Source organism: Methylobacterium sp. 13MFTsu3.1M2 (genome assembly GCF_900112625.1).
Classification (GTDB): Bacteria; Pseudomonadota; Alphaproteobacteria; order Rhizobiales; family Beijerinckiaceae; genus Methylobacterium.
Window position 1 is genome coordinate 63,709 of the sequence record NZ_FOMM01000026.1, and the last position, 20,397, is coordinate 84,105.

General features: G+C 72.2%; 17 protein-coding genes and 1 pseudogene. 4 read left to right on the top strand and 14 right to left on the bottom strand.

Going from position 1 to position 20,397, the window contains the following annotated elements; genetic code table 11:
* Window positions 1–14: 14 nt before the first annotated feature.
* The 9 genes and pseudogenes from BM314_RS23760 to BM314_RS23800 all read right to left on the bottom strand — a co-directional run bounded on the left by BM314_RS23760 (window position 15) and on the right by BM314_RS23800 (window position 9,089).
* Window positions 15–986, bottom strand: coding sequence for an aliphatic sulfonate ABC transporter substrate-binding protein (locus tag BM314_RS23760; protein WP_091980643.1), 972 nt, complete (start codon window positions 984–986; stop codon window positions 15–17).
* Window positions 987–994: 8 nt separating this feature from the next.
* Window positions 995–1,567, bottom strand: coding sequence for an FMN reductase (gene msuE, locus BM314_RS23765; protein WP_091682601.1), 573 nt, complete (start codon window positions 1,565–1,567; stop codon window positions 995–997).
* Window positions 1,568–2,024: 457 nt separating this feature from the next.
* Window positions 2,025–2,387 (bottom strand): hypothetical protein, encoded by a 363-nt coding sequence (locus tag BM314_RS23770; RefSeq protein WP_091980646.1) that lies wholly within the window; start codon window positions 2,385–2,387, stop codon window positions 2,025–2,027.
* 142 nt (window positions 2,388–2,529) lie between these two features.
* Window positions 2,530–3,570, bottom strand: coding sequence for a sensor histidine kinase (locus tag BM314_RS23775; RefSeq protein WP_020094777.1), 1,041 nt, complete (start codon window positions 3,568–3,570; stop codon window positions 2,530–2,532).
* Window positions 3,557–5,065: an ATPase domain-containing protein gene (locus BM314_RS23780; RefSeq protein WP_091928614.1), complete on the bottom strand. Its 1,509-nt coding sequence runs from the start codon at window positions 5,063–5,065 to the stop codon at window positions 3,557–3,559. Before BM314_RS23780 ends, BM314_RS23775 begins: the two co-directional genes overlap by 14 nt.
* 211 nt (window positions 5,066–5,276) lie before the next feature.
* A pseudogene (locus BM314_RS23785) lies at window positions 5,277–6,815 on the bottom strand (carbohydrate porin).
* Between the two features lie 71 nt (window positions 6,816–6,886).
* Window positions 6,887–7,813 (bottom strand): Gfo/Idh/MocA family protein, encoded by a 927-nt coding sequence (locus tag BM314_RS23790; RefSeq protein ID WP_091980648.1) that lies wholly within the window; start codon window positions 7,811–7,813, stop codon window positions 6,887–6,889.
* 1 nt (window position 7,814) lies between these two features.
* Window positions 7,815–8,795, bottom strand: coding sequence for an AraD1 family protein (gene araD1, locus BM314_RS23795; protein ID WP_091980650.1), 981 nt, complete (start codon window positions 8,793–8,795; stop codon window positions 7,815–7,817).
* 72 nt (window positions 8,796–8,867) lie between these two features.
* The gene (locus BM314_RS23800) at window positions 8,868–9,089 is read right to left on the bottom strand and encodes a hypothetical protein (RefSeq protein ID WP_091980652.1); all 222 of its coding nucleotides are present in this window, start codon (window positions 9,087–9,089) and stop codon (window positions 8,868–8,870) included.
* Window positions 9,090–9,263: 174 nt separating this feature from the next.
* On the opposite strand from BM314_RS23800, the gene BM314_RS23805 reads away from it, so the two are divergent.
* Entirely contained in the window at window positions 9,264–9,977 is a 714-nt protein-coding gene (locus BM314_RS23805) for a FadR/GntR family transcriptional regulator (RefSeq protein ID WP_244491948.1), read from the top strand.
* A 66-nt stretch (window positions 9,978–10,043) separates the two neighbouring features.
* On the opposite strand, the gene BM314_RS23810 is transcribed toward BM314_RS23805, so the two are convergent.
* Together BM314_RS23810 and BM314_RS23815 are read right to left on the bottom strand one after the other, a co-directional pair.
* Complete coding sequence (locus BM314_RS23810) at window positions 10,044–11,843, bottom strand: IlvD/Edd family dehydratase (RefSeq protein WP_020094770.1); 1,800 nt, start codon at window positions 11,841–11,843, stop codon at window positions 10,044–10,046.
* Window positions 11,840–13,003 carry an aldose epimerase family protein gene (locus tag BM314_RS23815; RefSeq protein WP_170868164.1) on the bottom strand — a complete coding sequence of 388 codons (1,164 nt, stop codon included), beginning with the start codon at window positions 13,001–13,003 and terminating at the stop codon, window positions 11,840–11,842. Before BM314_RS23815 ends, BM314_RS23810 begins: the two co-directional genes overlap by 4 nt.
* A gap of 161 nt (window positions 13,004–13,164) precedes the next feature.
* Between BM314_RS23815 and BM314_RS23820 the strand changes: the two genes are divergently transcribed.
* Window positions 13,165–14,490 (top strand): sugar MFS transporter, encoded by a 1,326-nt coding sequence (locus BM314_RS23820; protein ID WP_091980655.1) that lies wholly within the window; start codon window positions 13,165–13,167, stop codon window positions 14,488–14,490.
* Between the two features lie 26 nt (window positions 14,491–14,516).
* Complete coding sequence (locus BM314_RS23825; protein WP_091980702.1) at window positions 14,517–15,380, top strand: SMP-30/gluconolactonase/LRE family protein; 864 nt, start codon at window positions 14,517–14,519, stop codon at window positions 15,378–15,380.
* A 253-nt stretch (window positions 15,381–15,633) separates the two neighbouring features.
* On the opposite strand, the gene BM314_RS23830 is transcribed toward BM314_RS23825, so the two are convergent.
* Both BM314_RS23830 and BM314_RS23840 read right to left on the bottom strand, forming a co-directional pair.
* Window positions 15,634–15,855: a DUF6894 family protein gene (locus BM314_RS23830; RefSeq protein WP_091980657.1), complete on the bottom strand. Its 222-nt coding sequence runs from the start codon at window positions 15,853–15,855 to the stop codon at window positions 15,634–15,636.
* Window positions 15,856–16,554: 699 nt separating this feature from the next.
* Window positions 16,555–17,235 carry a DUF4142 domain-containing protein gene (locus BM314_RS23840; protein ID WP_091980704.1) on the bottom strand — a complete coding sequence of 227 codons (681 nt, stop codon included), beginning with the start codon at window positions 17,233–17,235 and terminating at the stop codon, window positions 16,555–16,557.
* Window positions 17,236–17,569: 334 nt separating this feature from the next.
* Between BM314_RS23840 and BM314_RS23845 the strand changes: the two genes are divergently transcribed.
* Window positions 17,570–18,625 (top strand): LacI family DNA-binding transcriptional regulator, encoded by a 1,056-nt coding sequence (locus tag BM314_RS23845; RefSeq protein ID WP_091980659.1) that lies wholly within the window; start codon window positions 17,570–17,572, stop codon window positions 18,623–18,625.
* A gap of 12 nt (window positions 18,626–18,637) precedes the next feature.
* Here BM314_RS23845 and BM314_RS23850 read toward each other — a convergent pair whose 3' ends face one another.
* Window positions 18,638–20,386: an ABC transporter ATP-binding protein gene (locus tag BM314_RS23850; RefSeq protein WP_091980661.1), complete on the bottom strand. Its 1,749-nt coding sequence runs from the start codon at window positions 20,384–20,386 to the stop codon at window positions 18,638–18,640.
* Window positions 20,387–20,397: the final 11 nt, after the last annotated feature.

The following is a 20,397-nucleotide window of genomic DNA, read 5'->3' on the forward strand; positions in this document are numbered from 1 at the left end:
TCTCTGCGGTCGTCTCAGCCGTTGCGGGCGGGGGGCGTCCAGACCGCGTCGGCGATGCGGATCGGCTTCGGGATCAGCTTCAGGGCGTGGAAGCGGTCGGCGACCCGCTGCTGCTCGGCGGCGACGCGGTCGGTCATCGGTCCGATCACGTAGTCGGTCCGGTCCACCGCCCGCCGCGTCGCGGCCAGCGGCACGCCGGTGCCCTGCGACAGGAGTTCCGCCACCGCGCCGCGATTCTGCGTGCACCAGGCCGCCACCTCGCCCAGGGCGTCGATCGCCGCGGTGAGGACCGGGGCCCGGCTCTCCGCGAAGGGCCGGCTCGCCAGGAAGAAGTTGTTCTGCGGGGTGACGTCGGTGGCGCGCACCAGCACGCGCACGCCCTCCCCCTGCTCGGCGATGGCGAAGTACGGGTCCCAGATCGTCCAGGCGTCGATGCTGCCCCGGGCGAAGGCGGCCGCGGCGTCCGCGGGCGCCAGCGTCACCGGCTCGATGTCGGCGTAGCTCAGGCCGGCCTTCTCCAGCGCCGCGATGGTCAGGTTGTGGGAGCTCGACGCCTTGGCGAAGGCGACGCGCTTGCCCTTGAGCTCGGCGAGGCTGCGGATCTCCGAGCCCTTCGGCAGCAGGATCCCGGCGCCGGAGCCGCCGGCCTCCTGGGCGGCCGCGTAGACGAGGTTGGAGCGCGCGGCCTGCGCGAAGATCGGCGGGGCGTCGCCGGTCTGGCCGAGATCGATCCCGTCCAGCGACAGGGCCTCCAGCAGCGGCGGCCCGAAGGAGAACTCGACCCAGCGCACCGCGTATCCGAGGGGCTCCAGGCGCTTCTCGATGATCTTCTGCTGCTTGGCGACGACCAGGATGCCGTTCTTCTGGTAGCCGATCCGCAGCACGCCGGGCTCGGCCGCCCGGGCGCCCGGGGCTAACGCCGGGGTGAGGGCCGGCGCGAGGGGCAGGGCCGCGAGGGCGGCCAGCAGGGCGCGACGGTCGAGCATCGGCCGGCTCACTCGGCGGCGGCGAGGGTGAGCGGCGCCGCGGCCGCCCGGTGCACGAGCAGCGCGGCGAGCTGCCCGCCGGCCTCGCGGGCGCGGGCGCGCACCCCGGCCTCCGTCAGCGCGCCGTCGCTGAAATCGGGATCGGAGGCGTAGACCGCGGTCGGGATCTGGAGCGCCCCGAAGAAGCCGAAGAGCGGCCGGAACGCGTGCTCGACCACGAGGGCGTGGCGCGCGCCGCCGCCCGTGGCCACGATCGCCACGGGCTTCCCGGCGAGCGCCCCCGGATCGACCAGGTCGAACAGGTGCTTGAACAGGCCGGTATAGGCGCCCTTGTAGACCGGCGAGCCGACGACCAGCCCGTCCGCCTCCTCGATGGCCGCGAGCACGCCGCGCGCGGCCGGCGCGAGCTGGTCGCGTGTCCAGGCGGCGCCGAGGCCGGTCCCGGCATCGACGAAGTCGAGGATCTCCGCGTCGAGGGGAGCCTGGGCGCTGGCCTCGCGGAGCACGGCATCCACCAGCGTGCGGGTCTTCGAGGGCCGCTGCACGTTGGCGCTCAGCCCGACGAGTCTCGGTCGTGTCATTCCGGATGCCTTGCGGTGAGACAGGATGACGGACCGCCCCGATCCCGAAGAACGGAGGTTGCGCGGCCGGACATCCGAACAGGCCGCTAGAATTGATGGCTGCGACTTCCGCCGTCAATGAAACGGCGTTCCCAATTGCCCGGTGAAGGAAAAACGTTCTCCCCGAAATCGGGCGTCCAATATGGGCTTTCATCTCGACCGCCGCGCGGGATGGGCGCGAGATCTTGCGTGTCGGCGGTTCATCGGCGCGAGAGACGGGGTTTTATTCTCTCAACGCGCCCGGCGGGAGAAGCGTGTTCTCGATACGTGGGCGGACTCGGAACCGAATCGCCAGCCCCGGGATCCGGGGCGGCGGGGGAGGCCGACGCGACCGGAACGCCGCCCGCGCTGACACCCTCGCGGTCGCCAGCGTCGTCGTCGACGACGCGCCCTGCGGCTCCGGATCGGCAGGCGGTGCCTACTTGCGGACGAGGAGGTGCTGCACGGTGCCGTCGTCGCCGTACTTGGTCCACATCTGCGCGCAGGCCTCTTCCGGACGCTCCCGGAGCTGCGCCAGCTCCGCGTCGAGGTCGTGCTGCAGGGCGACCGAGCGCTTCTTCGTGAAGAAGTCCGCGTGGTTCAGATGGTTCTCGCGCGAGAACTGACGGAAGCGCTCCGTGTCGATCCGGACGGCCGGACAGTGTCTCGCGGCCAGATCGGCCTCGATCCCTGGGCGGAGCGCCGGAACGTCCTTCTGCAAGGACGAGCGACGGGCTTCGGCCCAGGTACCGAACACGGCCCAGGCCAGTGCGGCCGCCACGAGAGGAGCAAATCTATTCATCGCAAGACGTATCGCTGTGCTGCGACATCCTAAATCTCGCACCTGCGATAAGTTCGATCAGGACCGCAGAACGCAAGACGCTTCTGTGTGAAAGCGCACGCCCCGCGACAGGCGCGGCGTCGGGTCCGGAACCCTGACCGCCTCAGTACGCCGGGACGACGCGCGTCTCGGGCAGCGGCGCCCGCATGGTGAAGTGCAGCCCGGCCGGCTGGAAATCGAAGGCGATGTCCGCTTGGCACTGGACCTTCAGGACACGCTGCAGCAGCGTCGAGCCGAAGCCCTTCCGCGTCGGCACCGCCGTGGCCGGACCACCCCGCTCGGTCCAGTCGAGGTGCAGCATGCGGGCGGCCGGCGTCTGCTCGATATCCCACCGGATCGCGATCCGGCCCTCCGGGACCGACAGGGCGCCGTGCTTGGCCGCGTTGGTCGTCAGCTCGTGGATGGCCATGCCGGTCGGGACCGCGAGGTCGCCCATCAGGTCGATCGCGGGGCCGTCCAGCTGGATGCGGGCGCCCTCGACGTCGTTGTAGGGCCCGAGCTCGTTCATCAGCATCTCGCGCAGGGGCGCCTGCTGCCAGTAATCCTCGGTCAGGAGATTGTGGGTCTTGGCCAGCGAGATCACCCGCGCCGAGAACGACGCGTAGAACGCGTCGACGCTGGTCGCGGACCGGGCCGAGGCCCCGAGCAGCGCCTGCACGGTGGCCAGCGTGTTCTTCACCCGGTGATGCAGCTCGCGGATCAGGAGCGCCTGCCGCTCGGTCGTGCGCTCGCGCTCCTCGAGATGGGCGCGCGCCTCGAGCTGCCGGCGCTTGGCGCGGTGGGCCGAGCGGGCCGCCATGACCAGCGTCGCCGGGTGGAACGGGCGTTCCAGCACGCTGACGTTGCCGAGCATGTCGGTCAGCTGCGCGTTGGGCTCGGCGCCCCGCAGCCGCAGGAGGATGAACGGGAAATCGGACCAGGGCGGCTGCGCGGCGATCCAGTCCGCCAGGGCCTGGCGGTTCGAGGACAGCAGCGCCTCCTCGGTGAGGACCGCGCAGGCGGCCGCGTCGAGCCGGGAGACCACGTCCGCGAGGCTGGCGCACACCTGTGCCGCGATCCGCGCCTCGCCGAGGATCGCCGCGGCGACGGCGGCGTCGCGGCCACCCGGCGCGAAGATGAGAACCGGCAGTTCAGCCTCGGTCATCAGCCGCGCGGGTTGGCAGGAGCGACGACCGCTCACCCTCGAATGTCGGAACGCCGGTCATGATACCTCGGAACGCGCTGAGCGGTTCGCCAACGCGGATCCCGCCGGAGTCGATCCGCAATTCGCGGATCGTGTCCTCGTGGCTGCCGGTCCGCTTCTTCACGACCGAGATCGCGCGCCGCAGCCGCCCGTCGGCCTCGAAGGTGCGGAACAGCAGGATCGTGTCGCTGAGGTAGGTGAGGTCGACAGTCGCGCCCATCGCCCCGATCATGCCGTGCTGGGCCAGGACGAGGAGCGAGAGCACGCCCTGCTGGTTCAGGTAGGTCAGCATCTCGTGCATCTGCAGGAGCAGGTAATTCTCCTCCGGCATGGCGTTGTGATAGCCGGTCAGGGAGTCGATCACGACCGTCGTCACGCCCCGGTGCTCGACCGCGTTCTGGACGATGTCGGCGAGTTCGCCGGGCGAGACCTCGGCCGGGTCGATCTGCTCGACGATGAGCGATCCGGCGGCGATCGCGTCGTCGACCGGCATGGCGAGGCCGCGGGCCCGGCGACTGAGGACGCCGGTGGTCTCGTCGAAGCTGAGGATCAGCGCCCGCTCGCCGCGGGCGATCGCCGCGGTGACGCAGGTGAGCGCCACCGTGGACTTGCCGACGCCGGACGGGCCGATCAGCATGGTGCTGGTGCCCCGGTCGAGGCCGCCGCCGAGCAGCTGGTCCAGTTCGGGGCTGCCCGTGCCGCACCGGTCGTCGGGAAAGGTGCCGAGATGCTCGGCCGCGACGAGGCGCGGGAACACCGTGAGCCCGCCGCGCCGGATCACGTAGTCGTGGAAACCGCCCCGGAACGGCGTGCCGCGCATCTTGATCACGCGCAGGCGCCGCCGCTCGCCGCCGTACAGGGGCGCGAGCTGCTCCAGCCGGATCACGGCGTGGCTGAGGCTGTGCAGGTTCAGGTCGTCCGTCTCGGCGGTGAGATCGTCGAGGAGCAGCGCCGTGGTGTTCTGGATGAGCAGGAAGCTGCGCAGGGCGTGGACCTGCCTGCGGTAGCGCAGCGATCCCTGCGAGAGCAGCCGGATCTCCGAGAGGCTGTCGAACACCACGCGCTGCGGCTTGAGCCGCTCGATCTCGGCGATCGCCATCCGGACGGTCTCGCCGAGCTCGAGGTCGGACGAGTGGACGAGGCTCTGCTGCTGCCCGGGGTCGAGGCTGAGTTCCGGCGCGACGAGCTCGCAAATCTCGATGCCGTCGAGGGACCAGCCGTGGCGCTCCGCGACGTTCAGGAGCTCGCGCCGGCTCTCCGAGAGCGTGATGTACAGGCAGCGCTCGCCCCGGTGTACGCCGTCGAGGAGGAACTGCATCGCCAGCGTCGTCTTGCCGGATCCGGGCCGCCCCTCGATGAGGTGCGAGCGCTGGGACGCGTAGCCGCCGGCCAGGATGTGGTCGAGGCCGGTCACCCCGGTGGAGACCGGTGCCGCGTCGTGATCGGTCACTGCCATGTCCAGGTCCCTGCCGTCGTCCCGCGGGCGGGCGGCCCGTCGACCGCGTGACGGAACGCGGAGCCCGGTCTCGTACACGATGGCGCGCGGGGCGCGAAACGCCGCCGGCGGTCGCGCCCCGCGTCTCACGGTTGCAGGATGCCCCTCCCCGGCGCCCAGTTCCCGGGGAACGCGACGCGCGCAGGGCGCGGACGCCGGGGTGGTCGGCGTGTTACTGGCTGCCCGGCCCCTTCGCCAGGCCGGCCAGGGTGAACAGGTCCACCGACAGTTTCGCACCGATCACGAAGGCATCCGGGATCGGCTTCGGGCGGAACGGGAAGCGGGTCTGGTCCGGGTCGATCACGTATTGCAGGTTCGGCATCAGCCGCACCGCCGGGGTGAGCTGGATGCCGTAGCTCAGCTCCAGGATGGTCTGCATGGACTCGACGTTCCGGGTGCCGAGCCCCACTGACGCGCGCGCCGCCCGGATGTTGGCCGTGCCCAGCGGCGAGAGCTTCTCCATGGCGAAGACGAGGCCGAGGGTGTCGTAGGGCCGACCCGGGAAGGTGCCGGTCAGCACGGCGCCGCCCTCCAGGAAGTAATCCTGGGTCTGCCGGCCGCCGGTGCCGCCGATCACGACGCCGAACACAGACAGGCCCTGGACGCCGCTCGGGTCCGGCCGCTAGACCATCTGGTCGAAGCGGGCGTAGACCGCCGATCGCCCGAACCGGGTCAGCGGATCGAGACCGCTGAAGACCTGAGCCCCGCCCCGCTGGTCGAGCACGGGATCCTTGTAGTCCGACCGGTCGAAGACGGCGCCGATGCTGTAGTTGCGCGGCAGCGGATCGTTGCCGAAATTGGTCGCGTAGCCGACCTCCACCGGCACCAGGAATCCGGTGGCGCCGCTGGTCGACCAGTCGATGCCGTTCCGGGTCGGCAGCTGGTCGCGCGGGTTCACCTCGTAGATGCCGGCGTGCAGGAACACCTTGTCGTTGACCCAGGCCTTGGCGTGGCCGCCCCAGGTGGCGATCGGCCAGTAGGTGAAGTTCGTCAGCTTGAAGATGGACTTGGGCGCGCCGCAGGTCGCGTTGTTCTGGAAGTTGCAGTAGAGCGGCGAAGCCAGGAAGTTGGGGTTGGCGAGCAGGCGGCCCACCTCGATGTCGAGCCGGTTGTCGAACAGCTTCTGCTCGTAGGACAGCAGCGTCAGATGGGCGGTCTGGCCGCCGCCGTAGATCTCCTGCACGCTGCCGTTGAAGCCGATGTCATCCTGGGCCAGGCTCCGGCCGTGGCGCTGGGTGACGACGGTGTGGACCGAGCCGCCGTCGATGCCGGCGAGGCGGGCGAGATCGGCGTCGAGGCCGAACGCGATCTGGCCCGCATAGGCCGATCCCTGCCGGATGCCGCCGGACGGGTTGGCGGCGAACTCGCCCGTGTAGTTCAGGACCATGCTGATCCCGTTGCCGAGATCGAGGGTGCCCGGCGGCAGGCTGGGCGGCGTCGCGCTGCTGCCCTGCACGTCGAGGCTGGCGGCGGCGCTGCTGGCGCCCGAGAAGCTCCGCGCCTCCCGGATGACCCGCCGCCGGGCGCGGTTCGCCCGATACCGGGCCTTCTGCGCCGGGCTCGCCTTCGGTCCCGGATTGACCAGGGACGGTCCCCCGTCCGGGGCCGTCGCCTCGACCTGCGCGACCGCCGGGCGCGCGCCCGCCGTGACCGACGCGGCGCAGAACGCCAGCGCGGCCCATCGCCAATGCTTTCCCCGATGCTTTCCCATGTGTGACTCCCCCTTAACCGCGCGGCCTTGCCTGGCTCTGTCGCGTTCGTGTCCCGCAGGGGGCCTCCCGGTCAGTCCGTGAAGGCCTCCACCGTGCGGCGCTCGCCGCGCATGAAGGCGTCGGCGGCGTGGATCAGCGGATTCAGGTCGACGTCGCTGGTGCCGGAGCGGACCAGGGCGGCGAAGCGGTCGTAGAGGCCGCGGTACTCCGCCTCGGGCGGGAGCGGCTGGTCGCGGCCGGCGATCGACAGGGCGGCCCCGCCCCGCGACAGGACCAGGGGGCCGTCGTCGGTCTCGACGCGGATGTCCCAGGTCTGCGGCCCGGTCTGGCGCCAGTCGAACCGGGCGCGGATCGGGGTGCCGGCGACGTCCGCGAAGTGCAGGTCGGCGGCGATCGGCGCCTGCCGGTTCGCCGGGACCGACAGGGTCGCGCCGGTGAGGAAGAACGGCGGCAGGATGTGGGTGGCGATCGACAGGGCGTTGATCCCCGGATCGAACACGCCCATCCCGCCCGCGTCCCAGATCCAGTCCTGGCCCGGGTGCCAGTGCTGGACATCCTCCAGCCAGGCGATCGCCACCGACCGGATCCTGCGGCCCGACAGCCACCGGCGGGCGGGCTCCACCCCCGGCGCGTAGCGGGAGTGCCAGCTCGCGAACAGGCTCACGCCCCGGTCCCGCGCGGCCGCGACAAGGAGCCCGACCTCGGCCAGCGTCGCGCCCGGGGGCTTCTCGAGGAAGACGTGGCGTCCGGCCGCGATCGCCGCCACGGCCGCCGCGCACCGCGCCTGCGGCGGCTGGCACAGGGCGACGGCGTCGAGGTCGCCGTGCGCCGCCAGCATCGCCTCCAGGCTGCCGTAGCTCGGCACCCCGTCGAGGCCGCCGTGCCGGCTCGCCACCGCCACGAGCGCGTAGTCCGGCGAGGCGGCGATGGCCGGCAGGTGCTGGTCGCGGGCGATCTTGCCGACGCCCACGAGGCCGATGCGGATCGGGGCCGCCATGTCAGAGCACCCGCACGGACGGCGCGTCCGCCGGCGCGATCGCCAGCGGGTTGCGCAGGGGCAGCGTGAACGGCGCCGCCGCGATCTCGAACACGTCGCCCGGCCGGGTTGCGACGCCGTCGCTGAACGACAGGGTCGCGGTCCCGAAGAAGTGGACGTGCACGTCGCCGGGGCGCCGGAACGGCGCGTACTTGAAGTGGTGCAGCTCCAGATTGGCGATGCTGTGGGACATGTTGGCCTCCCCGGACAGGAACGGCTTCTCCCAGAGCACGGCTCCGTCGCGCAGGATGCGGCTCGTGCCGCGCACGTCCGGCGGCAGGGCACCGAGCCACAGCTCCGGGCCGAGGGCGGCCGGGCGGAGCTTGGAATGGGCGAGCCACAGGTAGTTGCCGCGCTCGGTCACGTGGTCGGAGAACTCGTTCGCCAGGGCGAAGCCGAGGCGCACCGGCGTTCCGTCGGCGTCGATCAGGTAGATCCCGGCGATCTCCGGCTCCTCGCCGCCGTCGCGGGCGAAGGCCGGCGAGATCAGCGGCTCGCCGCAGGCGACGAGGCCGGAGCCGTCGCCCTTGTAGAACCACTCGGGCTGCGCGCCGGTCTCGCCCGGCGCCGGCTTCCCGCCCTCGACGCCCATCCGGAACATGCGAATCGAATCGGTTGGCGCCGGGTCGGTCGCGGCCGCGCGGTGCATCGCGTCGCGGCCCTCGGCGGAGCCGAGATGCGTCAGGCCGGTGCCGCTCAGCAGGAGGTGCGCGGGATCGGCGTGATCGACGGGCGGCAGGAGCCGGACCGCGTCGAGATCGACGGGCGCGCCGAACCCCGCGCGCCCCGCCGTCGCGGCCAGATCGTCCCCCGCGGCGAGGGCCCTCCGCGCCAGGGCCAGCACGCTGTCGACGCCGAGCACCCGCCGCGCCCGGCCGCCGACGAGCAGCGCGACGCCGCGCTGCTCGTCGGCGGCGCAAAATTGTAGGAGTGATCGTCCCATCTGTGTCCTCCCGGGGACGACCGCTTCGGGGCGTCCTGAACGCGCGGCCGTCGAGGGTCGCGCGGCGGCCCGTCAGTGGCCGGGTTGCGGGGCGCGAGCGCCGTCGATCCGGCGCGCCAGGTCCCGGTGGAGGACTGGGCGCGGCATCCGCTCGGTCGCCAGCGGCCCGACCGCGCCGTCGCGGCCGCCCGAGGTCGCCGGGAACGGACCGCCCTGCACCATCGCGGGGGCGACCCCCGCGCCGACCCGGACGCTGCCGCGGACCGTGACGGATCCTGTCGATTCATTACTCATACAATTGGGCTAGAGCAGTTCGCCTCCGGCCGCAAGCGCGGCCGCGCCTTCGGTGCGGCGGGCGTTCCTCTTTGCGCTCCTACAACTTCAGGATACGATCACGCCGTTCCTGCCCCGACCCGGTGGCCCGGACCGGAGGTGGATGCGGTGAGGCAGGAGCGGAGCTCGGAGAACGTGACGCTGCCCCTCGCCTCGGGGTCGCGCCGCATCCACGGCTCGGTCGCCCGCGATCTGGGCGCGGCGATCCTCGGCGGCCGCTACGCGCCCGGGGACGTGCTGCCCGGCGAGATCGAATTCTCTGAGAAATTGAACGTCTCGCGCACCGCCTATCGCGAGGCGATCCGCATCCTGAGCGCGAAAGGGCTCGTGGAGAGCCGCCCGCGCACCGGCACCCGCGTCAGCCAGCGCAGCCGCTGGAACCTGCTCGATCCCGACATCCTCGCCTGGGCCTTCGAGTCGGAGCCGAGCGAGTCCTTCATCCGCGACCTGTTCGAGCTGCGGATGATCGTCGAGCCGGCCGCGGCCGCGCTCGCGGCCGAGCGGCGCTCCGGCCTCGACATCGCCCGGATGGGGCACGCCCTGGAGGAGATGGGCCGCCACGGCCTCGCCACCGAGGCCGGGCGGGCCGCCGACCAGGCCTTCCACAACACGATCCTGGAAGCGGCCCGCAACGGCGCGCTGATCGCCCTGTCGAGCTCCATCGCCGCCGCGGTCACGTGGACGACGATCTTCAAGCACCGCCGCCAGGGCCTGCCCCGGGATCCGATGCCGGATCACCGTGCCCTCTACGACGCGATCGTGGCGGGCGACCCGGACGCCGCCCGCGCGACGATGACCGAGCTGGTCCGCCTCGCCCTCGCCGACACCGAGCTGGCGATGCGGCCCTGACGGTGCCGGCGGCGGGGCGCCGCCGGCCCGGACATCGCCCGAGTGGCCCCAGTGGCCTCAGCGGCCTCAGTGGTTGTCGCGCGGCACGCCCCGCGTCTGCGCGATGCGCTGGAACGCCTCGGCGCCCTCCAGGATGGCCCCGGTGTGCATCTGCCCCACCGCGGCGCGCTGCATCGCCTGCCAGGGGGTCTGCGAGGCCGGATAGGCGTAGCCGCCCGCCGCCTCCAGGGCCGCGCGCCGCCGCGCGATCTCGTCGGCGTCGACCAGCATGTCGGCGGTGCCGCGGCGCAGGTCGATCCGCACCCGGTCGCCGGTGCGCAGGAGGGCGAGGCCGCCGCCGGCCGCCGCCTCGGGCGAGGCGTTGAGGATCGACGGCGAGCCGGAGGTGCCGGACTGGCGCCCGTCGCCGAGGCAGGGCAGCGCGTGCACGCCGGCCCGGATCAGCTGCGCGGGCGGGCGCATGTTCACCACCTCGGCCGCCCCCGGGTAGCCCACGGGCCCGGCCCCGCGCATGACCAGCAGGGTCTCCTCGGTGATGCCGAGGCTCGGGTCGTCGATCCGGGCGTGGTAATCCTCCGGCCCGTCGAACACCACGACGGGACCCTCGAAGGCGTCCGGATCCTCCGGGTTCGACAGGTAGCGGCTGCGGAACTCCGCGCCGATGACGCTGGTCTTCATCACCGCGGCGTCGAACAGGTTGCCGCGCAGGACCAGGAAGCCCGCCGCCTCCTTGAGCGGCCGGTCGATCGGCCGGATCACGTCCTCGTCCTCGATCGCGGCGCCGCGGCAATTGTCGCCGAGGGTGCGCCCGTTCACCGTCAGCGCGCCCTCGCGGATCAGGCCGCGGCGCATGAGCTGCGCCACCACCGCGGGCAAGCTGCCGGCGCGGTAGTAATCCTCGCCGAGATAGGCGCCCGCCGGCTGCAGGTTGACGAGGAGCGGCACGTCGAGGCCGTGGGTCTGCCAGTCCGCGATGTCGAGCGCGACCCCCATGTGGCGGGCGATCGCCGCGAGGTGGATCGGCGCGTTGGTCGAGCCGCCGATCGCGGAATTGACCGCGATGGCGTTGAGGAAGGCGTCGCGGGTCAGGATGTCGGAGGGCTTCAGGTCCTCGGCCACCATGGCGACGACGCGCTTGCCCGTCAGGTAGGCGGCCTCCTGCCGGTCGCGGTAGGGCGCCGGGATCGCGGCCGAGCCGGGCAGCATCATGCCGAGCGCCTCGGCCAGCGTGTTCATCGTGGTGGCGGTGCCCATCGTGTTGCAGAAGCCGGTCGAGGGCGCCGACGAGGTCACCAGCTTGATGAAGCCGTCGTGGTCGATCTCGCCGGCCGCCAGCATCTCGCGGGCCTTCCAGACGATCGTGCCGGATCCGGTGCGCTGGCCCTTGAACCAGCCGTTGAGCATCGGCCCCACCGACAGGGCGATGGCCGGGATGTTCACGGTGGCGGCCGCCATCAGGCAGGCCGGGGTGGTCTTGTCGCAGCCCGTGGTCAGCACGACCCCGTCGAGGGGGTAGCCGTAGAGCAGCTCCACGAGCCCGAGATAGGCGAGGTTGCGGTCGAGGCCGGCGGTCGGCCGTTTGCCGGTCTCCTGGATCGGGTGGACGGGGAATTCGAGGACGATCCCGCCCGCCTCGCGGATGCCCTCGCGGATCCGCTCCGCGAGGACGAGGTGGTGGCGATTGCACGGGGACAGGTCCGAGCCGGTCTGAGCGATGCCGATGATCGGCTTGCCCGAGCGCAGCTCCTCAAGGCTGAGGCCGAAGTTTAGGTAGCGCTCCAGGTAGAGCGCCGTCATGTCGATATTGTCGGGGTTGTCGAACCACGCGCGCGAGCGCAGGGGCCGTGCAATCGGTCGGTCGGTCATTTCTGGGTCCGGTGGGCGGGGCTGGTCGAGAAGCGGTAGGTGATCACGTTCCGGTAGGTCTTGCCGGGATCGAGCCGGGCCGAGCCGAAGGCCGCCTGGTTCGGCGTGTCGGGGAAGAGCTCCGGCTCCAGCGCCAGGGCGTCCGACTGGCGGTAGGCAAGGCCGGACTTACCGACCGCGGTCCCGTTGAGGAAGTTGCCGGCGTAGAACTGGAGGCCGGGCTGGTTGCTCGCCACGTCGAGGACGCGGCCCGATCCCGGATCCTCGACCCGCGCCACCGGGTGCGGCTCGGCCGTGGGCGCGTCGGTCACGACCCAGTTGTGGTCGTAGCCGCGCCCGCGCACGATCTGCGCGTCCTGCCCGTCGCGGATCCGCGCGCCGATCACCGCGGGCTCGCGGAAGTCGAAGGGCGTGCCGGCCACCGGCAGGTGTTCCCCGGTCGGGATCAGGGTGGCGTCGACCGGCGTGAAGCGCTCCGCCGGGATGGTCAGAATCTGGTCGAGGATCGAGCGTCCCGAGCCCTCGCCCGCGAGGTTGAAGAAGCTGTGGTTGGTCAGGTTGACGATCGTCGGCTTGTCGGTCGTCGCCTCGTAGGTGACCGTGAGGGTGTTCGTGTCGTCCAGCGCGTAGGTGGCGGTCGCCGTCAGCGTGCCGGGATAGCCCTCCTCGCCGTCCGGACTGACGTAGCGCAGGGTGACCGAGGGGGCCGCGCCGCCCTTGACCGCGGTGATCGTCCAGAGCTGCTTGTCGAAGCCGGACGCGCCGCCGTGCAGGGCGTTCGGGCCGTCGTTGGTGGCCAGCGTGTAGGTCCGGCCGTCGAGGGTGAAGCGCCCGGCGCGGATGCGGTTGGCGTAGCGCCCGACGCTCGCGCCGAAATAGTTGCCCTTGGCCAGGTAGGAGGCGAGGTCATTGTAGCCGAGCACGACGTCCGCGGCCTTGCCGGAGCGGTCCGGCACGTCGAGGCTCCGCAGGAGCGCCCCCCACGACAGGATCCGCGCCGTGACGCCCTTGCCGTTCGTCAGCGTCACCTCCTCCACCGTCCGGCCGTCCGGCAGCGTGCCGAACACCGCCCGGGTCGGCTCGGCCGCCCGGGCCGGTGCCGGCGTCAGGCCCGGCAGGGCCGCACAGGCGCACAGCGCCAGGGATCCCACTCCACGCATCGCGCTCTCCCCCTTCGTGATTCCGCCCGCCGCGCCGGTCGTGCGCCGGACCGCGACGGGACTCGCGGTTGACGTCCGCGAACCCGATATATACTCAGACAAATAAAAGGAACAACACAGGACCCCGACAAGGTGGCCCGAGAGGCAGAGGACAACGCCGGATGGCAGGACCGATCGCGACCGCGGGGACCGCGGCGCCCCGGACGGGGGCGGAGGCCGCGCGCGACCGGGGCGGCTACCGCCCGGCCCTGTCGCTGCTGGCGAGCCTGTTCTTCATGTGGGGCTTCATCACGGTCATCAACAACACGCTGCTGCCGCACCTGCGCAGCGTATTCGACCTCGACTACACGCAGACCACGCTGATCGAGTCCGTCTGGTTCATCGCCTACTTCGTCGCCTCGATCCCGGCGGCCAAGCTGATCGAGCGCGTCGGCTACCAGCGCGCCCTGGTGACGGGACTGGGCATCATGGCGCTGGGCACGCTCGGGATGATCCTGGCCGCCCACCGGGTCTCCTACGCAATCACGCTCACGGCCCTGTTCGTGATCGCCAGCGGCATCACCCTCCTGCAGGTCGCCGCGAACCCCTACGTGGCGGTGGTCGGCCCGGCCGAGAGCGCCCCGGCGCGGCTCAACCTCGTGCAGGCGTTCAACTCCCTCGGGACGACCCTGGCGCCGCTGTTCGGGGGCTACCTGATCCTCGGCCGCTCGGCCTCGGGCAACGCCGCCGCCGGGGCCACCCTGACCCCGGCCGAGCGCCTGGCCGACGCGCAGTCGGTGCAGCTGCCCTACCTGATCGTGGCGGTGGTGCTCGTCGTCCTCGCCGCGGTCATCGCCCGCTTCCCGCTGCCCGCCATCAGCGGTTCCGGCGGTACCACCGCCCGGGCCGCCAGGGCCGAGCGCGCCGGCCTGTCGCTCTGGCGCCACCGCAACCTCGTGCTCGGCGTGCCGGCGATCTTCATCTACCTGGTCGCCGAGATCGGGGTGTCGAACCTGTTCATCAACTTCGTGTCGCAGCCCGAGATCGGCGACCTGACCCACGCCCAGGCCTCGCGCTACCTGTTCCTGCTCTGGGGCGGCATGATGGTCGGCCGCTTCGTCGGCAGCTACCTGATGCAGCGGCGCCCGGCCCAGACCGTGCTGGCCGGCGCGGCGATCGGCGCCTGCGCGGTGATGCTGGTGGCGACCTTCGCGACCGGCCACCTCGCCCTGTGGGCGCTGATCTCGGTCGGCCTGTTCCACGCGATCATGTTCCCGACGATCTTCACCCTGGGCATCCGCGGCCTCGGTCCGCTCACCGAGGAGGGCGCCGGGCTGCTGATCATGGCGATCGCGGGCGGGTCGCTGGTGGTGGTGCAGGGCTGGGCGGCGGACCGGTACGGGCTGCAGCACTCCTTCCTGATCACCGCCGCCTGCGAGCTCTACGTCCTGTTCTACGCGCTCTGGGGTTGCCGGACCGGCGCCGCAGCGCGGCCGGCCGGCGCCTGAGCGTCGGCCAGATCGGGGAGCCCGCCATGGACCCACGGATCCGCATCCTCGACCGGCCCGGGCGCGATCGGCTCGGCGAGGGCCCGGTCTGGGTTCCGGAGCGGGGCGTGCTGTTCTGGGTCGATATCGAGGCGCCGGCCCTGAACTGGCTGGACCTCGCCGACGGGGCCGTGGGCGCGCGCCCGTTCCCGGAACCGCTCGGCTGGATCATCCCCCGCGCGGGCCGGCGCGACTTCGTCGTCGGGCTGAAGAGCGGCTTCGCGACCTACGACCTGGAGGCGGACCGCCTCGCGCCGATCGGCGACCCCGAGCCCGACGATCCCGACAACCGCCTGAACGACGCCAAGGTCGACGGCGCCGGCCGGATCTGGGCCGGGAGCATGCACCAGGCCGAGACCGTGGTGTCGGGCGCCCTGCATCGGCTCGACCCGGACCTGACGTGGCGGCGGATGGATACCAGCTACGGCGTCGCCAACGGGCCGACCTTCAGCCGCGACGGCCGGATCCTCTATCACAGCGACAGCGCCGCCCGGACGGTCTACGCCTTCGACCTCGCCGCCGACGGGGCGCTGACGGGCAAGCGGCCCTTCCTCCGCTTCCCCGACGACTGGGGCTGGCCCGACGGCATGACCACGGACGAAGAGGGCTGCCTGTGGATCGCCCACTGGGGCGGCGGCCGGCTCAGCCGCTTCGATCCCGCGGGGCGCCTGCTGCGCGCGATCCCCCTGCCCGTCCCCAACATCACGAGCTGCGCCTTCGCGGGTCCCGGCCTCGACCGGCTGTTCGTCACCTCGGCGGCGCGGGGGGCCGAGCACGTGCCGGAGGCCGGCGCGCTGTTCGAGCTCGACGTCGGCGTCGCCGGCCTGCCGCCCCGCGCCTTCGCGGGCTGACCGACCCGGCGCCGAGGACGTGAGTCCCCTGCGCAGATCTTTCCTCCAGCGGGGCGGGTCCTCCGGCGTCCGAGCTGCCGCGGCGGGCGGTCGCGGGTCGGCAGTCGCGGGCCTGCGGTCGCGGGATCGTGCGTCGGCGTCCTCCGGATGGGGGATGCGGTCGCCCCGTGCCGGGTCTACGGTCGGGCCTTCTCCGAGACGAGATCACCTTCAAGCCCGCCCGGCCAGGCCGCGGCGGGCTTCTTGTCGGGCGCTACCGCCGGATCGGCAGCCGGTGGCGGGCGTGCCCGGCGGCGTCGCGCACGACCAAGCTCCAGGACCGGTCGGGATCGGCCGCGCAGACCTCGTCGGCCATCTCGGCGATGACGCTGCGCGCCTCGGCCATGGCCTCGGCCAGGCTGCCGACCTCCACGCCGTCGTCGTCCCGGATCGTCTCCTCGCCGCTCTCGAGGTCGAAGTAGAAGCGCTCGGACACCGACCTCCCCCCTGCTGCAGCCCCGCGGCGATCGTCCGGATATCTCTACGTAGTGCGATACACGACTGGGAAAGGTCTTCGGTCGGATAAACCTTAATGCATCTAAAACATGGAGTTTGCTCGGATCTGCGCCGTCCGCCCGAGATTCCGCTCACGTTATCAAGTACAAGAATCTCAAGCGTCCCCCCGCCGTCGTCCGACGGCCCGGAGCGGTGGCGCGCCTGAGCCGGGGCCCCGTGACATGTCGACCTCCGCCAACCCGCCCGACCCGTGCGCCGAGACGGCCGCGCTCCGCAAGGACAAGCTGCGCGCGCACATCAGGAGCGTGCTGTCGACGATCCGGTCCCATCATATGGGCCGCGGGGCGCCGTCGATCCGGGCCACGGGCTACGTCCTTGGAGGGTGGTTCTGCGGCTCGGCCGCGGCAACGATCCCGCTTTTTACGTAGCAACGGTCCGTCCAAGGGATGTGTTTCTCGAGGCGCCGCGATCCGGCGCTTCGAACGGCGTCCCATGGCAGAAAACACCCAGCTTCGATCCCATATCCGCGGCGTGCTGCTCAGATTGGTGCGGCGCCTGCGCGATCGGGCCGGCTGACGGGGTCCTGTTCGAGGCCGGTGGGACAATTGCGAGACAACTACGAGACAACCGCGAGGAGGCCGGTGCGCCGCGCGGCGCACCGACCCCGTCGTCCGGCCGCTCACCCCGGCTGAGCGCCCATCATCGCCTGCATCCGGTCGAGCCGGGCGATGTGCAGGTTGATCAGCGGCAGGGCGCCGCGGGCGATCGCGCACAGGCCGGGATCCTCGCCCGACCGGGCGTAGGCGCCGTGGATGCTCAGCGCCTCTTGATGGCCCTGGAGCGAGGCGTTCACGAAGGTGGCATCATATTGCGGCCCCGGCGGCATGGCGCTGAGCTGCGCCAGGATCTGCGCCTTCTGCGCGTCGGTGGTCATGCCCTGGGCCGGAGCCGGTCCGCCGATCACACCGCCCGCAACACTGCCGGCGACGCTGCCCGCCGCATTCACGGCCGTGCCGGCCACCGCCACCGGCGCCGCGACGAGGCCGCCGATCAGGCCACCCGGGCCCGCCGCGGCCGGGCCCGGGATCGGGGCGCCGCCCGTGTAGGCGCTGATCTTGCGGGCGAGGTTCACCTGCTCGACCACCTCCGCGCGGGCGAACTTCTTGACGGCGGGATTGGTGGTCTTCGCGTGGGCGTCGCGGGCCGTGTTCTCCAGGAACAGCCCGCCGCCGGTGGCCATCTGGAGATAGGCGCCGGTCGGAATCACGCCGGCCGGTGTGACCTGCGCGAGGGCTGTGCGGGTGACCGCCAGGGCCGCGGTGGCGCCCAGCATCGTGGTGAGGAGAGCGCGTCTGTGCATGCGACGGTGCATCATGGGAGTGGCATCCGGATTGGGTGAGGCACCCGACGCCCCGATCATCGCTTGAGGTGCTGCCCGGCGAACCGCACAGGGGGGACAAGGTTCCTGCCCGGCGGGCCGTCCGAACGGCGGGATCGGGGCACCGAGAAACCGCAGGATGGATCGGATTTCGCGCGCGAATGACCGGTCCTGCGCAGCCTTTGCGCGGGCATACGCCGTCTTCGCCGCCCGGCCCGCGGCTTTATCTCCGATCGATACAGATCTAGATTGGCGCACCGAACGAGGCAGCGTCGCGCGGGGGGCGCGGCCATCCGGACCGGCTCTCGAGGTGACGATGGGCCAGACGACGATCAAGGACGTCGCCCGACGGGCCGGCGTGAGCTTCCAGACGGTCTCGCTGGTCCTGAACCACCCGCAGAAGGTCGCCCGGACCACGCGCGAGACCATCGAGACGGCCATGCGCGACCTGGACTTCGTGCCCAGCCTCGCCGCCCGGTCCCTGCGCAAGAAGCCCAGTCGCAGCATCGCCTGCGTGTTCGCTCCGGCGCCGGAGCCCGCCGCCGACGGGGGCCGCCCGGGGGAGACGGCCGATCACGGCCACGTCCTCCGGACCTTCGGCACCGTCACCGACCGGCAGGGCTACACCCTGGTCCACCGCTGCCGCCGCGCCGACGACCCGGACGGCCCGGGCCGGATCGCCGGCCTCGTCAGCGAGGCCCGGGTCGACGGCCTCGTGGTCTTCGCCGAGGATCGGGACGACCCGCTGATCGGCCTGCTCCAGGCCAAGCGATGCCCGTTCGTGGTGTTCGGCCTGGAGGTGCCCGGCACGCACTACGTCGCGCTGGCGGAGCGCGACGCGGTCCACGGGGCCGTCCGCCACCTGATCGCGGCGGGGAGCCGGTCGATCTGCCTGCTCGCGGGCGACGCGCGCCGGCCCGCCGCCGCCACCGAGCGGTTCCGCGGCTACCGGGATGCCCTCGCGGAGGCGGGGCTGCCCCTGCGCGACGCCCTCGTGATCTCCTGCGACGGGACCGCCGCGGGCGGCTACCGGGCCGCGCGGGCTCTCCTGGAGGCCGGACCCGGCGCCCGGCCGGACGCCGTCGTGGCCGCCAGCGACCGGGTGGCGTTCGGCGTGCTGCGGGCGCTGCACGAGGGCGGCGTGCGGGTCCCCGCGGAGATCCGCGTCGTCGGCTTCGACAACTTCAGCCAGGGGGCCTACGCGATCCCGAGCCTGACCTCGGTCGATGTCCCGGTGCTCGACATGGTCCGGTCCGCCTTCGCGACGCTGGTCGAACTGATCGAGGGGACGCGGCCGCCGGACGACCTCGCCCAGACGCTGTTCCCCGCGCGCCTCGTCGTGCGCGAGTCGAGCGCGCCGGCGGCACCCTAGCGAGGCCGGCTCTCACTCCGCCGCGAGGACGCCCGCGCCGGCTTCGCCGCGCCCGAACTGCGCCGCGTGCAGGCGGCTGTAGGGGCCGCCGGCGGCGAGCAGAGCCGCGTGCCGGCCCTCCTCGGCGACCCCGCCCTCCCCCAGGACCACGATGCGGTCGGCGTCCCGGATGGTGGCGAGGCGGTGGGCGATCACCAGGGTCGTGCGCCCGCGGGCGAGCTCGGCGAGCGCCCGCTGGATCTCCCGCTCGGTCTCGGTGTCGAGCGCTGAGGTCGCCTCGTCGAGGATCAGGATCGGCGGGTTCTTGAGGAAGACCCGCGCGATGGCGATGCGCTGCTTCTGGCCGCCCGACAGGCGCACGCCGCGCTCGCCCACCACGGTGTCGAGGCCCTCCGGCAGGCTGTCGATCAGCCCGCCGAGACGGGCGCGCCGCGCGGCGGCGTCGATCTCGGCCTCTGCGGCGTCGAGGCGACCGTAGGCGATGTTCTCGCGGATCGTGCCGGCGAACAGGAACACGTCCTGCTGCACGATGCCGATCTGGCGGCGCAGGCTCGCCAGGGTGATGTCGCGGATGTCGATCCCGTCGACGGTGATGCGGCCCGCCTCGACCTCGTAGAAGCGCGGCAGCAGGGCGCAGAGGGTGGTCTTGCCGACCCCCGAGGGACCCACGAACGCCACCGTCTCGCCGGCCGCCACCGCGAGGTCGAGGCCGGCGAAGACCGGGCGGCCGGGCCCGTAGCCGAAGCCCACCCCCTCGAAACGGATGTCGCCGCGCAGGGCGCCGACCGCGCGGGCGCCGGGCCGGTCGGTGATGTCGGGCTCGGTGGCCAGCAGTTCCTGGTAGCGGCGGAAGCCCGCGACCCCCTTCGGGTACGTCTCGACCACGGCGCCGATCTTCTCCAGCGGCCGGTAGAACACGCCCACCAGCAGCAGGAAGCCCACGAAGCCCCCGGGCGTCAGGTCGCCCCGGACCACGAAGGCGGCGCCGCCGAGCAGCACCGCGATCTGGACGAGGCGCAGGCCCAGGTAGTTGATCGACAGGCCGGCCGCCATCAGCCGGTAGGCCTCGAGCTTGGTGTCCCGGTAGCGGGCGTTGTCGAGGGCGAAGAGGGCGCGCTCGTGGGGCTCGTTGGCGAAGGCCTGCACCACCCGCATCCCGCCGACATTCTCCTCGATCCGCGCGTTGAAGGCGCCGACCCGGCCGTACTGGGCCTGCCAGTTGCGGGTCATGCGGCCGCCGTAGCGGATCGACACGAAGGCGATCAGCGGCAGGATCGCCGCGGTGATCAGCGCCAGCGGCGCGTGGACGTAGAGCATCAGCGCGAAGGCGCCGAACAGCGTCATCACGGCGATGAACAGGTCCTCGGGCCCGTGATGGGCGACCTCGCCGATCTCCTCCAGGTCCTTGGTCACCCGGGCCACGAGGTGGCCGGTCTTCTGGCCGTCGTAGAAGCGGAAGGAGAGCTTCTGCAGGTGGTCGAAGGCCCGCGCCCGCATCGTGGTCTCGATGTTGATGCCGAGCACGTGGCCCCAGTAGGTGACCACCACCATCAGGCCGGCATTGGCGACGTAGACCAGCGCCAGCGCGGCCGCGGCGAGCAGGATCAGGCCCCAGTCCTGCCGGGGCAGCAGGCTGTCGATGAAGCCCTTCACGGCGATGGGGAAGCCGAGCTCCAGCAGGCCCGACAGCACCGCGCAGCCGAAATCGACCAGGAACAGCGTCCGGTACGGCCGGTAATAGGCGAGGAAGGCCTTCAGCATCGCGCGGCTCG